14 protein-coding genes are annotated in these 15,314 nt (G+C 30.8%); 5 read left to right on the top strand and 9 right to left on the bottom strand.

The window, feature by feature from the left end:
* Positions 1–76: 76 nt before the first annotated feature.
* The 3 genes from AAC008_RS07355 to AAC008_RS07345 all read left to right on the top strand — a co-directional run bounded on the left by AAC008_RS07355 (position 77) and on the right by AAC008_RS07345 (position 3,460).
* Complete coding sequence (locus tag AAC008_RS07355) at positions 77–1,537, top strand: NAD(P)/FAD-dependent oxidoreductase (RefSeq protein WP_339888407.1); 1,461 nt, start codon at positions 77–79, stop codon at positions 1,535–1,537.
* A gap of 100 nt (positions 1,538–1,637) precedes the next feature.
* On the top strand, positions 1,638–2,810 hold the full coding sequence (locus AAC008_RS07350) for a DUF1573 domain-containing protein (protein WP_339888406.1): 1,173 nt from the start codon (positions 1,638–1,640) through the stop codon (positions 2,808–2,810).
* A 242-nt stretch (positions 2,811–3,052) separates the two neighbouring features.
* A complete protein-coding gene (locus AAC008_RS07345) occupies positions 3,053–3,460 on the top strand; it encodes a hypothetical protein (protein ID WP_339888405.1) in 408 nt (135 codons plus the stop codon).
* Between the two features lie 75 nt (positions 3,461–3,535).
* On the opposite strand, the gene AAC008_RS07340 is transcribed toward AAC008_RS07345, so the two are convergent.
* The 6 genes from AAC008_RS07340 to AAC008_RS07315 form a co-directional block, all read right to left on the bottom strand.
* Entirely contained in the window at positions 3,536–5,323 is a 1,788-nt protein-coding gene (locus AAC008_RS07340) for an ABC transporter transmembrane domain-containing protein (RefSeq protein WP_339888403.1), read from the bottom strand.
* Between the two features lie 20 nt (positions 5,324–5,343).
* Positions 5,344–6,816, bottom strand: a complete 1,473-nt coding sequence (guaB, locus tag AAC008_RS07335; RefSeq protein WP_339888401.1) for an IMP dehydrogenase — start codon at positions 6,814–6,816, stop codon at positions 5,344–5,346.
* Between the two features lie 90 nt (positions 6,817–6,906).
* Entirely contained in the window at positions 6,907–7,404 is a 498-nt protein-coding gene (locus tag AAC008_RS07330; RefSeq protein WP_339888399.1) for a hypothetical protein, read from the bottom strand.
* Entirely contained in the window at positions 7,404–7,940 is a 537-nt protein-coding gene (locus AAC008_RS07325) for an FMN-binding protein (RefSeq protein WP_339888397.1), read from the bottom strand. The genes AAC008_RS07330 and AAC008_RS07325 overlap by 1 nt, the downstream gene beginning before the upstream one ends.
* Before the next feature lie 98 nt (positions 7,941–8,038).
* Positions 8,039–9,220 (bottom strand): hypothetical protein, encoded by a 1,182-nt coding sequence (locus tag AAC008_RS07320; RefSeq protein WP_339888396.1) that lies wholly within the window; start codon positions 9,218–9,220, stop codon positions 8,039–8,041.
* 208 nt (positions 9,221–9,428) lie between these two features.
* Positions 9,429–10,295, bottom strand: coding sequence for a hydroxymethylglutaryl-CoA lyase (locus AAC008_RS07315; RefSeq protein ID WP_339888395.1), 867 nt, complete (start codon positions 10,293–10,295; stop codon positions 9,429–9,431).
* Positions 10,296–10,499: 204 nt separating this feature from the next.
* Here AAC008_RS07315 and AAC008_RS07310 point away from each other — a divergent pair, with 204 nt between their 5' ends.
* On the top strand, positions 10,500–11,111 hold the full coding sequence (locus tag AAC008_RS07310) for a hypothetical protein (RefSeq protein WP_339888393.1): 612 nt from the start codon (positions 10,500–10,502) through the stop codon (positions 11,109–11,111).
* Positions 11,108–11,824: a DUF3307 domain-containing protein gene (locus AAC008_RS07305; RefSeq protein WP_339888392.1), complete on the top strand. Its 717-nt coding sequence runs from the start codon at positions 11,108–11,110 to the stop codon at positions 11,822–11,824. The genes AAC008_RS07310 and AAC008_RS07305 overlap by 4 nt, the downstream gene beginning before the upstream one ends.
* Here the strand turns inward: AAC008_RS07305 and AAC008_RS07300 are convergent.
* The 3 genes from AAC008_RS07300 to rpsT form a co-directional block, all read right to left on the bottom strand.
* Complete coding sequence (locus tag AAC008_RS07300) at positions 11,811–12,830, bottom strand: quinone-dependent dihydroorotate dehydrogenase (protein ID WP_339888390.1); 1,020 nt, start codon at positions 12,828–12,830, stop codon at positions 11,811–11,813. The genes AAC008_RS07305 and AAC008_RS07300 overlap by 14 nt on opposite strands.
* Before the next feature lie 78 nt (positions 12,831–12,908).
* Positions 12,909–14,705, bottom strand: a complete 1,797-nt coding sequence (gene typA, locus AAC008_RS07295) for a translational GTPase TypA (RefSeq protein WP_339888389.1) — start codon at positions 14,703–14,705, stop codon at positions 12,909–12,911.
* A 150-nt stretch (positions 14,706–14,855) separates the two neighbouring features.
* On the bottom strand, positions 14,856–15,107 hold the full coding sequence (gene rpsT, locus AAC008_RS07290; RefSeq protein WP_339888388.1) for a 30S ribosomal protein S20: 252 nt from the start codon (positions 15,105–15,107) through the stop codon (positions 14,856–14,858).
* Positions 15,108–15,314 lie beyond the last annotated feature (207 nt).

Raw genomic sequence — 15,314 nt, 5'->3', positions numbered from 1 at the left:
AAGAAACAAATACAAACCGCAAATTCGTAAATTGTTTAAAAAATTTGCGAATTTGCGGTAAAAATTTAAAACATAAATGAAAAACGCACCCAACAAAAAAGCAAATTGGACCATTTGTCCCGAATGTAAAGGTCGTGGCAAAAAAAGTCAGAAGCTTAAAAAGAAAGTGCGTTTAAATTTCCAAAGAGAACTAGAAGAATTTGAAAAATTGGATAATCAAGGAATTGCTCCAATTAAACCAAAAGCACATTTAAGTTCTTGCTTAAATTGTTCAGGTTCTGGATTAATCCAAAGTAAAAATCATCCTATTCCAGATTCAGAAAATTATCCACATGTTGCCATTATTGGTGGTGGAATTGGTGGTGTAGCATTGGCAGTTGCTTGTTTACATCGTGGAATTCCTTTTATACTTTACGAACGCGATGCTAACTTTGAAGCACGCTCTCAAGGTTATGGTCTGACCTTACAACAAGCCAGTAAAGCTATTGAAGGATTCGGAATTTTTTCTTTAGAAGAAGGTGTTGTTTCTACAAGACATTTGGTTCATACTACAGAAGGAAAAATTGTAGGTGAATGGGGAATGCGAAAATGGATGCAATCTGAACCTAAAAAAACTCCAAAACGAACTAATATTCATATTGCACGACAATCGTTGCGTTTAGCTTTATTAGAACAACTAGGAAGAAATGATGCTGTACAATGGAATCATCAATTAGTTGATTTTAAGGAAAATGACGATCAAACGGTTGACTTAAGTTTTCAAGTAAACGGAATTATAAAAAACACCAAAGCCGATTTGGTAGTTGGAGCAGATGGCATTCGAAGTGCTGTAAGAAACCTAATAGTCGCTGATGAAATTACTCCTTTACGTTATTTAGATTGCATTGTGATATTAGGAATTTGCCCTTTATCAGCTCTTGAAGGTGTTGACAGTTCATTGTTAGATTCAGCAACGGTTTTCCAAACAGGAAATGGTAACGAACGAATTTACATTATGCCTTATGATGCTAATTCTGTGATGTGGCAATTAAGTTTTCCAATGGCAGAAGAAGAAGCAAAAGCCTTAAGTGCCAAAGGTTGTGAAGCCTTAAAAGAAGAAGCTTGCCAAAGAACAAAATGGCACTCACCTATTCCACAGATTTTAAAAGCTACTGAAGCTTCTCAAGTTTCGGGTTATCCTGTTTATGACCGAGAATTATTGAAACCCGAATTATTAGAAAAAGGAAAACAAATTACCTTAATTGGTGACGCAGCACATCCTATGAGTCCATTTAAAGGACAAGGAGCAAACCAAGCTTTGTTAGATGCACTTTCATTAGCAAAAGGAATCTACAAAGGTTGTGGCCCATTTTCAAATTGGAAAAAAGCTGGAATCAGAAAAAGTATCTTAACGGATTTTGAAACTGAAATGCTAAAACGAAGTGCCAAAAAAGTAAAAGACTCAGCCGAAGCTGCACAATTTCTACATTCTGATATTGTATTACAAGAAAATAATCAACCTAGAGGTAGTTGTTTGAAAGGGAAAGATATAGATTAAATATTTTTTTTAGTTTAGTTTTATTTGCAGGATTTTTATTATATTTGGAATAACAAAAAAGTTTGATGATTGTCATAAATATCTACCATTTACCACACATATGAAAAACAATTTAATTTTAGCATTTTTAACATTATTTGCATTTCAAATAAACGCTCAATCTCTTGATGATAAAATTGAAAACCTTTTAGAATTAGACGGAACTATTAGTAATATCGAAACACTAATTACTCAAACTATCGAATACCAGAAACAAAATAATTCTGGAATTTCTGATAGTTTTTGGGATTCATTGGAAAAAAAAGTACGTAAAAAATCTCTCAATGAACTTAAGACAATAGTTAGCCCTATTTATTCCAAAAACTATACAGAATCGGAAATCGAAAACCTTCTAAATTTCTTTAATTCAAAAACGGGAAAATTAATCACAGAAAAACAGTCTATTATATTAGAGGAATTGAATTTACCCTTGATGCAATGGTCACAAAATTTAGGTTCTTACGTGATTGAGGAAATTGAAAATAGGGGTAAAAATGAATCAACTTCTGAACAATTTGAAAAATTCGAAAAAGAGTTTAAAGATAAATACGGATTACAAATTCTTAACTTGACTGACCTCGCTATAGATCAAGAAAATAATATAGGAGATTTACTAATCGACTTTGGAAAAACAAATGGAGAAGAAGACATCACTAAAATAATACAAGTAAAAAACAACTCAAATAAAGAAATTACGTTTGACAGACCAACATTTTTCAGAGACGAAGCCATTAAATTTGATTTAGGCGATAAACCTTTGCAAGTAGGAGAAACAAGAGAATTAAAAATAATATTAATCGCTGAACAAGCAGAAAACAGAAGTTATTCTATGACGAGCATTAATTCAAATGATGGGAATAGAATCCAATTTGGAATTAAATACAATGCACCTTCAAAAGAGATTAGTTTTGAGTTTTCCGACAGAAAATTAAAGTTCAATAAACTTAAGCAAGATTTCTCTAAACCTTACGTTTTCATCTTAAAAAACAGAGGTAAAAAAGAATTTTACATTTCTGATATTGAGATAGACAAACAGATTGCTTATTTAAGCTGGAACAAACAAACAATCAACCCAAACGAAGAAACTGAAATTAGAGTAGTATTTTCAAAAGAATTAATTGATAAGTATAAAGATTATGACTCGAAATTGAAATTGGAAGTCGATTTAACAAAAGGAGAAAAAGGAGGGTTTTCAAGCTACTCTAATGAAACGATTGAATTAACCATTGAATAAAAAAACGTGTGTAATTAATTGCTCGGTTCTCGCCTACTTGGAAATTCCTCTGGTTCGCTCAATTTTACTAACTTAATTCTAGCCAACGCAACTAACAATACACGAACATGTTGGTACAAAAGACATAAACCGATCTAAAACAAAAAAATGAACGAGAATTAATTTATTGAAAATTTCCAAAACAAAACTGATTAGCTTGCACTGGGACTGAGTATAACAGCAGTTATTATATAAAAATTTCGATGAAAAAAACATACATACTAACTTTTCAAATTTACAGAATAATATTATTTCTTTTTTTACCTTTATATATTATTGCTGTTTTTATTGTTGGAACTGCTGGACATAATCCAAATTTAAAATTTTTAGACTTTTCTTTTTTTGGATTTATTATACTTACACCTATTGTATTGACGATATTTAAAAATACAGCAAATAATGAAACTGTAATTAAAAAAACTTTAAATTCATCTAGTATAATATTAGTTCTAATTGGAATTCTTATTTTTATTTTCGAAATACTTGAACAAGTAAAATTTTATAAAAAAGATAATTTTACAAATGGAGATGTTATAACAACAATTATACTAATTACTTTAACATTTTTAAGTATAATTCTTTTAATCGGGTTAATAAAAAACAAAATATAAAAACTAAAAAAAATCCTCAATCAAGAGGATTTTTTATTTGTATTATTCACTGAACACTGCCAACTGAATCAAAAACTAGTATTCACTAAATTGTAAATTACTTAAATTTTTATAAATTCCATTTTCAATTTCTATTAATTCTTTGTGAGTTCCTTGTTCTACTATTTTTCCATCGTTTAAAACCAAAATGGCATCAGCTGATCTAATCGTTGAAAGTCGGTGCGCAATGATAATGCTTGTTCTGCCTTTCATTAAATTTTCTAAAGCTTCTTGTACTTGTTTTTCACTTTCACTATCTAAAGAAGAAGTAGCTTCGTCTAAAATTAAAATACTTGGGTTTTTTAACAATGCACGAGCAATTGCAATACGTTGTCTTTGTCCACCAGAAAGTTTTATGCCTCGTTCTCCAACAAGTGTATCAAATTTTTCAGGGAAACCATTTACAAAATCTAGAGCGTTGGCTTGTTTGGCAGCGATAAGAATTTCTTCTTCAGACGCATCAGGTTTTCCGTAAGTTATATTTTCACGAATACTTCCACCAAAAAGAATTACATCTTGTGGAACAATACTCATATTTCCTCTAAGATTTTCTAAATCATATTCGTAAATATTTTTATCATCAATTAAAATTTCTCCTTTATCAATAGCATAAAAACGAAGTAAAAGAGACGAAATAGTAGATTTTCCTGCACCACTTGGTCCAACAATGGCAATTTTTTGACCAAAACCTGCTGAAAAGTTTACGTCTTTTAAAACCTCAATTTCTGGTCGTGAAGGATATGAAAAACCAACGTTTTTAAAACTTACCGTACCTTTTATTTTTTGAGTAGAATGATTTTGAGTAGCATTTATTTTTTCAGGCACTTCATCTAAAAGTTCAAAAACACGTTCGGTTGCTCCAACGGCTTTTTGAATTTGTGCATACAATTCGGCAATTCCACCAAAAGAAGCTCCAATAAAAGTGGAGTATAACACAAATGAAATTAATTCTCCAATTCCTTTTATTTCTCCTTCAATACACAAAACAACACCATACCAAACAACCACTACAATGGCTCCAAACAAACAAAAAATGATGAATGAAGCAAAATAACCACGATAAATTCCACCTTTGATGGCTAATTTAACCACTTCGTTAATTTTTCCCCTGTAACGTGCAATTTCGTACCATTCGTTAGCAAACGCTTTTACATTAGAAATTCCTTGCATAGTTTCTTCCACAATAACCTGACTTTCGGCTACTTGATCTTGAACAGCTTTAGAAAATTTTCTAATAAATCGACCAAAAATTACAGCTGCAACCGCAACAACAGGAACAATGCAAAGCATCATTAAGGTTAGTTTTAAACTTATAGTTGCTAGAAAAATAACGCCACCAATAATTAAAATAAATTGCCTTAAAAACTCAGCAATAGTTGTCGTTAAAGTATCTTGAATTTGAGTAATATCTGAACTAATTCGACTATTCAATTCTCCCACTCTTTTTTGCGAGAAGAACGTCATGGGTAACTTAATCAAATTACTATATAAAGCCAATCGAATATTAGCTAAGGTATTTTCGGTAAAATTAATAAACAAGGATAATCTAAAAAACGAAAAAAAGGATTGCAATAACAAAATTACCATTAACCCTAAAGCAATGTTTTTAGCTTTGACTAAATCTTTATTGTTCACACAATCTACCAACATTCCCAGTAACTTTGGGAAAGCCAAGGCAGTTCCACCAGTTAAAAGTAGAAATAGCAGCCCTACATAAAATTTCCATTTATGATTATCTGCATACTTAAAAATTTGAAGAGCTTTACTTAACGTACTAGCGTTAAGCTTTGATTTAGGTAAATCGTTTTCTTTAAATCGAGCCATTTAGTTTTAAAAAACTTAAATTATCTTGAATAATTCGGTGCTTCTTTAGTAATTGTAACATTATGAGGATGACTTTCCCCTATTCCACTGGTTGTAATTCTAATAAAACGACCTGTATCTTGTAATGTTGCAATATCTTTTGAACCACAATAACCCATTCCGGCTTTTAAACCACCAACGAATTGTTGCATACTTTCGTTTAATTCTCCTTTATAAGGTACACGACCAACAATTCCTTCTGGAACTAATTTCTTAACATCATCTTCCACATCTTGAAAATAACGATCTTTTGAACCATCTTCCATAGCTTCAATAGAACCCATTCCTCTATATGACTTGAATTTTCTTCCTTCAAAAATAATTGTTTCACCTGGAGATTCTTTTGTTCCAGCTAATAACGAACCTAACATTACACAATCTGCACCAGCAGCAATAGCTTTTGGAATATCACCTGTGTAACGAATTCCACCATCAGCAATTACAGGAACACCACTACCTTTTATAGCAGCAGCAACTTCAAGTACAGCAGAAAATTGAGGAAACCCAACTCCAGCTACAACACGAGTTGTACAAATTGAACCTGGTCCAATTCCAACTTTTACACCATCTGCACCGTTTTCAACTAAATATTTAGCCGCTTCTGGTGTAGCAATGTTTCCAACTACAACATCCAAATTAGGAAATGAAGCTTTAACTAATTTTAAAACATCTACCACTCCTTTTGTATGTCCGTGAGCTGTATCTATAATTACTGCATCAACACCAGCGTTTACTAAAGCCGTTGCACGTTCTACAGCATCAGCCGTTACTCCAAGAGCAGCAGCCACACGCAAACGTCCGTATTTATCTTTATTAGCATTGGGTTTTTGAGTCAGTTTTGTAATATCTCTAAAAGTGATTAATCCAGCCAATTTGTTATTATCTGAAACCACTAAAAGTTTTTCAATTTTATGATCTTGAAGAATTTCTTCGGCTTGTTGTAAAGTTGTTCCTTCTTTTGCAGTAACTAAATTTTCAGAGGTCATTACTTCCGTAATTGGACGATCATTTCTACGTTCAAAACGTAAATCTCTGTTCGTAACAATTCCTTTTAAAGTCATGCTTTCATCCACAACTGGAATTCCACCAATTCCGTGTTCTTTCATTGCTCTTTTGGCATCACCAACTGTTGCTGTTAAAAGTAAGGTAACAGGATCGATTATCATTCCAGATTCAGCACGTTTTACTTTACGTACTTCGGCTGCTTGTTTTTCGATAGACATATTTTTATGCAAAACACCTATTCCACCTTCTTGAGCCATAGCAATTGCCATTGCACTTTCGGTAACTGTATCCATAGCTGCAGATACAATTGGAGTATTCAATGTAATGTTTCTAGAAAATTTGGATTTAATACTAACTTCTCGTGGTAAAACTTCTGAGTAATTAGGAACTAATAATACATCGTCATAAGTAAGTCCTTCTCCGATGATTTTTGTAGTGTGTGCGTTCATGTTGCAATTTGTAGTTAAATTGCATGCAAAGTTAATTAAAATAAGGCAGAATTAGGAATTTAGTTGTCAATTTTTTAAAATAAAAAAAAATTATTCTTTCGACTTCACTATTAATAGTTGCTTCAAAACAACTATAGAACTAATTGTAAAACACAAAGTCATAGTTATTCCAGAAAGAATTACAAAGTATTTTGCCCAAGTAAAACCTAGCCAAAGAACATAAATTCCCCCAAAAGTTACAATAATAGAAACAAATGGTTCTACTAATAAAAAGCCTTTTAATTTTTTAGGTAAACTTGTCATTAAAACAAAAATTCCTTGTAAAAAAAATATAAATGAAAGTGACAAAATATGCGTGTGAATAATCGTTATCATTTCTCTTTCACCCTTTTTGAAGATCATTATATCTGATTCTAAATCCTCTTCATTTCCTAGGTAATTTTCTTCTACTCCTTTTAAAGAGTTGTTAGTTGTTTGAGAAACAAATGTTAATCCAGTAAAAAAACCAATACTTAAGACAATAATAAAAGCAGCGCTAAATATTCTTGCCTGTTTTGGTAAAGTAGCTAAAAGTCCGTCTAATTGCATTATATAACTTTATTTTCTTTTAGAATTTTTACTGTTTTAAGCACATTATTTGTAGCATTTATCATTGAACGAACAGAAATTGTTGCTCCAGAAATGGCATCAATATTATCTCTATACACTAAATCATCATTAATATTTTTTCCAATAAATTGACGCAACCAACGCGTACTTCCTATTTCTCCACCGTATTCTTCTCTATAGATTAATACGTTAGACTTTTTAATTGTACCAGTAGCGTCTAATAGAATTAGGTAATCAAATTCAGCTGTTTTACTAGGTGCTTTGTCTAAAAAAACATATCCTATAACTTTACTTGAAACTACAACTTTATAAAAATTATCATTGGTAACTTTAATTGGTAATGTGTTATTTACTGTAGTATTTACTGTTAGGTTAGTCAATGTATAATTTTCTATTCCATAACTAGCTTTAATTTCTTTAGCTACTTTCTTTTGGAGATTTTTTGGTATCTCAAAAGAACATAATAAAAAAATTAATACCGATAAAATTATTGTAAAAAGACTTCTAATTTTCATGATACAAAAATACTTGATTTATTAAAAAGAAACAACTAAAAAACGATAATAACATTATTCTTTAGTTGTTTCATAACTATAACTAAACTAATGTTTTATTAGAACCAAACACCTAATCCAAAATTCAATTGGTTTGGTACATCTTTACTTGATAAAGCTGCATTATCTTTAAATTGGTAATCTGCTTTTGCAACAACTCCAGAAGTTAAGTGATACGTTATTCCTAAAGTAATATCTGATTTATCGTATCCTAAGTTTTCTGTAATTGCACCCACTTTTGCATGCGTATCGTAATTTTCGTAACGAGCAAATGCATATAATTTTTGAGCTTTTTTAGAAGGCAATATATTGTAAGCACCTTCTGCATAATAACCTGATAATTGACTTCCTAAGTTTTGACCTGTAAGAGCATTATATTCATTAGTTCCTGAAATATCAGCTATAATGTATTGACCTCTAGCCATAAATTTTTTATAAGCATATCGAGCATCTAAACCTACCATTGTAAGTCCAACATCTGCTCCATCAACCATATCAACATCATCTGGAGCTTGAGTCTTACCAAAATAACCTGATAACCCTAAACGTAAACCTGATAGACCATAATAATCAAATTTTAATGAAAAGTTAGGTGTATTAATAGTTGATTCTATTCCCTTTTGTCTTCCACCTCTTAAACCATTCGAACCACCTAATAAACCACCAGTTACGATTCCATTTTCATCTGAGTTTACCGATTTAAAACCATTAAAAACATAAGCTTGATATCCTAATGACAAACTATTAAATTTTCCAGAAACACCAACTCCAAGTTCTCTCCAAGTTGTTGGAATTATAGATTTATCCATAGAAGGACGGTTTGTTCCGTTAAAAGTTGTTGGTTCATGGTATTCATTTATGATTCCCATTGGAACCAACATTAGTCCTCCACGTAAATTAACATTATTAGCAACATTATAATTAACAAAAGCTTGTTCTACATATACTTCTTCTACGTGCTCAAACTCTATTTCAGTTACAAATTGAATTTTATCATCAAATTTATATCCTGCTAATATCACTAAACGTTGAACATCTAGCGTTCCATTATCACCTTCTGGCTGATTGTATAACATTTCACCATAACCACCTATTGTTACAGCTTTACCATAATTACCTGATAAAATACGTTGAGCAGCATTTTGTTGTTTCTGAGGATCTAATTGAATTGAGTCACCAACTGTTTGTGCATTTATAAATGCCGCTGTCATAATAGTTAATGAAAGTAGTAATTTCTTCATTTCTTAAATTGTTATTGTTATTTAGATTGCATAAAAATTATAATGCAAAAATAATACGCTAAAAACTACTACGCAAACTTTATTTAGAATAAATTAAAATAATATTAACAAATTATTTTAATGTCTAGTTTAAATTTTTAAAAGAAGTTATTATACTTTATTTAGAAGAGAAGATTTGGATATCGTGTAAAGTAATCTTTATTAAATTTTAATGATAATTAGTAAAAATTTTAAGAGCCTCATTATAAGAACTTTCAAAACTCATAGCATGACAATTGGTATCTACTTTTTCTGCTGTGAAATACGATAATAATTTTTCCGTTGGCATATTTCCAGTTAAGTCATCAGCAGCCATTGGACAACCACCAAAACCTTGAATAGCTCCATCAAATCTATGACAACCTGCTTTGTAAGCTGCGTCAACTTTTTCATGCCATTTATCTGGAGTTGTATGCAAATGTGCTCCAAATTCGATATTTGGATACTTTGGAATTAGGTTTGAAAACAAATAATCAATTACTTCAGGATTTGAAGTACCAACAGTGTCAGAAAGTGAAAGAATTTTTACTCCCATTTTATCCATTTTTTCAGTCCATTCTCCTACGATTTCCACATTCCAAGGATCACCATAAGGATTTCCAAAACCCATTGATAAATAAGCTACAACTTCTTTATTACTTTTATCAGCAATTTCAAGAATTTCACTTAAAGTTACAATCGATTCAGCAATAGTTTTATGGGTATTTCGCATTTGAAAATTCTCTGAAATCGAAAAAGGAAATCCCAAATATTGAATTTCTTTATGTTTAGCAGCCATTTCTGCACCTCGTGTGTTAGCAATAATTGCCAAAAGTTTACTTTGAGTTTGCGACAAATCTAATTGTGCTAATACTTCGGCAGTATCAACCATTTGTGGAATTGCCTTTGGAGAAACAAAACTTCCAAAATCAATTGTATCAAATCCTACACGCAACAAAGCTTGAATGTATTGCACTTTTTTTTCTGTAGGAATAAATGCCTTGATGCCTTGCATAGCATCTCTTGGACATTCGATTATTTTAACTTTTGGATTCAATGATTTGCTTTTAAAGTGCTAAGATAGGAAGAATTTGATTGATAAAAAAAAATAGAACATTCCTTATATATGGAATAAACGCATATATTCCTTAAATGTGGAATAATTGATAATATTCCCTTTTATTGGAATAATTAAAATAAATACATATATTTGAATTATATTTTAACTCATACCATAAAATGAGTTATAAAAATTTAAGTCATGATTTGTATCATTACAGGAGATGTAAAAGGTTCACGCAGAGCAAAATCGGCCAATTGGTTAGAAGGTTTAAAGAAACTTTTTCTTCAATTTGGGAAAAGCCCAATGGATTGGGAAATATATCGTGGAGATGAATTTCAAATTGAAATAAAAAATACCGAGGAAGCATTATTAGCTACATTCCTAATAAAAGCACATTTGCGAAAAATATCTTTAGATGCCAGAATGAGCATTGGTATTGGTGATAAAACATATAAAGCCAAACGAATTTCTGAAAGCAATGGAAGTGCCTTTATAAATTCTGGAGAAGCTTTTGACTTGATGAAGAAAAATAAAACAAATTTAGTTTTACAATCTTCAAATGCAGCATTCAATAAAGAAATGAATTTATTACTGCGTTTAGGACTTTCATTTATGGATAATTGGTTAAGTCAACAAGCAGAATTTGTTGTTTTAGCTATTCAGAATTCAAAATTATCGCAAGAAGAAATTGGTGAAATACTAAAAATTAACCAAGCAGCTGTTAGTAAAAGGCGAAAAAGAGCTAATTTTGATTTATTAATGGAAATAAATTCGGCTTATATTGAAAAATTAAAAATGCTTGAGGTATGATTCTATTTACAAAACTTTTATTAGCTCATTTGATTGGTGATTTTATATTACAACCTAACAAATGGGTTGCAGATAAAGAAAAAAAGAAAGAGAAAAGTATTTATTTGTATTTGCATACTGCTCTACATTTGGCATTGATATTGCTTTTTGTAGCCAAAACAGATTTTATAATTTATGGAGTTTTATTAGCTGTTTCACATGGAATTATTGATTTAATTAAACTAAAATTTCAAAAGAAAAAAACGAAACGAATTTGGTTTTCAGTAGATCAACTAATGCATTTGCTAATGATTTTTATAATTGTTTTGGTTTATAATAATACTTCAATTGATTTCCAAAATCTAAACAGTAACATTTGGATTTTTATAACTGGAATTGTTTTATTGACGAAACCAACTTCGATAATTATTAAGAATATTATTTCAATTTGGACACCAGAAAGTAAGAATAAAGAAGATAATTCGTTACAAAACGCTGGAAATTACATTGGGATTTTAGAACGTTTATTTGTATTTTGTTTCATCATAACCAATCATTTTGAAGCTATTGGCTTTTTATTGGCCGCAAAATCCATTTTTAGATTTGGTGATTTGAAAGAAGCAAAAGACAGAAAACTCACAGAGTATGTTCTTATTGGAACGTTATTAAGCTTTGGAATTGCAATTTTAGCTGGTTTGGTAGTTGAATTTTTTACTCGAATTAGTTTTTCTTAAGCAATGCTTTATTGATTTTCTTAATCAATTTTGGACCTTCATAGATGAAACCTGTATATAATTGCACTAAGCTTGCACCAGCATCTAATTTTTCTAAAGCATCTTTTGCACAATGAATACCTCCTACTCCAATAATTGGAAATGATTTATTGCTTTTTTCCGAAAGAAAACGAATGACTTCTGTAGAACGATTAGTTAAAGGTTTTCCAGATAATCCACCCATTTCTGATTTATTTGCAGATTCTAATCCATCGCGTGAAATCGTTGTGTTAGAAGCAATAACTCCTGCAATTTTAGTCTCATTTACGATTTCAATAATATCTACTAATTGTTCGTTTGTTAAATCTGGGGCAATTTTTAAAAGTATTGGTTTTGGTTTATCTTTCTTTAAATTAAGATTTTGCAAGGTATTCAACAACGCTTTCAATGGTTCCTTTTCCTGAAGTTCTCTTAAATTTGGTGTGTTTGGGGAACTTACATTCACCACAAAATAATCTACATAATCAAACAAAGCTTCAAAACAAATTACATAATCGTTAACTGCTTCTTCGTTTGGAGTGATTTTATTTTTTCCAATATTTCCACCAATAAGAACTCCTTTATTCTTTTTAAGTCGAATTATTGCATCTTCAACTCCACCATTATTAAAACCCATTCTATTAATAATTGCTGAATCTTCTTGCAATCTAAAAAGTCGCTTTTTAGGATTTCCGTCTTGTGCTTTTGGAGTTAAGGTTCCGATTTCAATAAATCCGAATCCGAAATTTGATAATTCATTATATAATTTGGCATCTTTATCAAATCCTGCTGCTAAACCCACTGGGTTTTTGAATTTTAATCCAAATACTTCTCTTTCTAATTTTGGACTTTTTACTTCGTAATACGAATTGATTAAAGTACCTACGAAAGGAATTTTATGTAAAAAACGAATTAAAGAAAAAGTAAAGTGATGTACTTTTTCTGGATCAAACTTAAATAAGATAGGACGAATTAATAAACGATACATAGTAATTGTGTTGAAATGCAAAAATAGGCATATAAAAAAAATGTCCCACTAAAAAAGTGAGACATTTTAATAATTTAATTATATTTTGAAACGTTTTCTGTCTGTTTCTGTCAAATAGATTTTTCTTAAACGAATAGATTTTGGTGTAACCTCAACATATTCATCTTTTTGAATGTATTCCAAAGCCTCTTCTAAAGAGAAAATGATTGGAGGAATAATTCTAGCTTTCTCATCATTTCCAGAAGAACGAACGTTAGATTGTTTCTTAGCTTTCGTTACGTTGATACACATATCATCAGAACGAGAGTTTTCACCAATAACTTGACCTTCATAAATTTCAGCATTTGGTTCAACGAAGAACTTACCTCTATCTTGTAATTTATCAATAGAATAAGGAATTGCTTTTCCGTTTTCCATAGAAATTAACGAACCATTATTACGTCCTGGAATTGCTCCTTTGAAAGGCTCATATCCAATATAACGGTGTGACATAATTGCCTCACCTGCAGTTGCAGTTAATAATTGATTACGTAATCCGATAATTCCACGAGATGGAATGTTGAATTTAATAATCATACGTTCACCTTTACCTTCCATTGAAAGCATTTCACCTTTACGGATCGTAACGAATTCAACAGCTCTACCAGAAAGATTTTCAGGTAAATCGATTGTTAATTCTTCAATTGGTTCACATTTTTTACCATCGATTTCTTTGATGATAACTTGTGGTTGACCGATTTGTAATTCATATCCTTCTCTTCTCATTGTTTCAATAAGTACAGATAAGTGAAGTACACCACGACCAAAAACCATAAATTTATCAGCAGAATCAGTCTCACCCATTTTCATGGCTAGGTTTTTCTCTAATTCTTTAGTCAGTCTATCTCTAATGTGTCTTGATGTTACGAATTTACCCTCTTTTCCAAAGAAAGGAGAATCATTAATTGTAAACAACATGCTCATTGTAGGCTCATCTATTGCAATAGAAGCTAGTCCTTCTGGGTTTTCAAAATCAGCGATAGTATCACCAATTTCAAAACCTTCCACACCAATAATTGCACAAATGTCTCCAGCAATAACTTCTTGTACTTTTTTACGTCCAAGACCTTCAAAAGTATGTAATTCTTTAATACGTGATTTTGAAATCGTACCATCTCTTTTTACTAAAGAGATAGGCATTCCTTCTCTTAAAACTCCTCTTTCAAGACGTCCAATAGCAATACGACCTGTAAAACTTGAAAAGTCTAAAGATGTAATTAACATTTGAGGCGTTCCTTCAGAAACTTTAGGAGCTGGTACATTTTCGATAACCATATCTAATAATGCTTCAACATTATCAGTTACGTTTTCCCAATGGTCAGACATCCAGTTATTTTTTGCAGAACCATAAACAGTTGGAAAATCCAATTGCCATTCTTCTGCACCTAATTCAAACATTAAGTCAAAAACTTTTTCATGTACTTCTTCTGGAGTACAGTTTTCTTTATCTACTTTATTGATTACAACACATGGTTTTAATCCTAAGTCAATTGCTTTTTGTAATACGAAACGCGTTTGAGGCATTGGCCCTTCAAAAGCATCTACTAAAAGACAAACACCATCAGCCATGTTTAATACACGTTCTACTTCTCCACCAAAATCCGCGTGGCCAGGTGTATCAATAATGTTGATTTTTGTTCCTTTATATTGTACAGAAACGTTTTTAGAGGTAATCGTAATTCCTCTTTCACGTTCTAAATCATTGTTATCTAATATTAAATCACCTGTGTTTTCGTTGTCACGAAATAATTGACAGTGATACATAATTTTATCAACCAAAGTAGTTTTACCGTGGTCAACGTGTGCAATAATTGCAATGTTTCTGATAGATTCCATCTTATTTTTTTAGTGGTGCAAAGGTAATACTTATTTTGTAATAAAATACAAACCAACGCATTACTTTAGATATATTTACTGTTTCTTAACTTTTATCCATAAAAAAAGTCCTCAAAAAGAGGACTTTATATTATTAAAACTTGTAAATTCTTATAAAGAAGCTACATATTTAGTTAACTTAGATTTTAAGTTTGAAGCTTTATTAGAATGAATAATATTCTTTTTAGCTAATTTATCAATCATTGAAAATACTTCGTTCAATTTTGTTGTTGCATCAGCTTTATCAGTAGCCATACGAATTGCTTTAATAGCATTACGCGTAGTCTTATGCTGATATTTGTTGATTACTCTTTTCTTCTCGCTTGTTCTAATTCTCTTTAATGCTGACTTGTGATTTGCCATTTTTTCTTAATTTAATTGTAATAATTTTATTTATAAACTACTAGTTAAAAAAGAAAAACCTCCCATAATTGAACAAACAATCACTTTGGTTTTAACTAATAAAATAAAAACTAGAGACACTAACTCTTATTTTACAAAACTTATTTACAACTAATTGTAGCCCGTAGGGGAATCGAACCCCTCTTACATGGATGAAAACCATGCGTC

This window comes from uncultured Flavobacterium sp. (assembly GCF_963975515.1).
GTDB lineage: Bacteria > Bacteroidota > Bacteroidia > Flavobacteriales > Flavobacteriaceae > Flavobacterium.
This window is presented reverse-complemented; position numbering and strand designations above follow the sequence as displayed.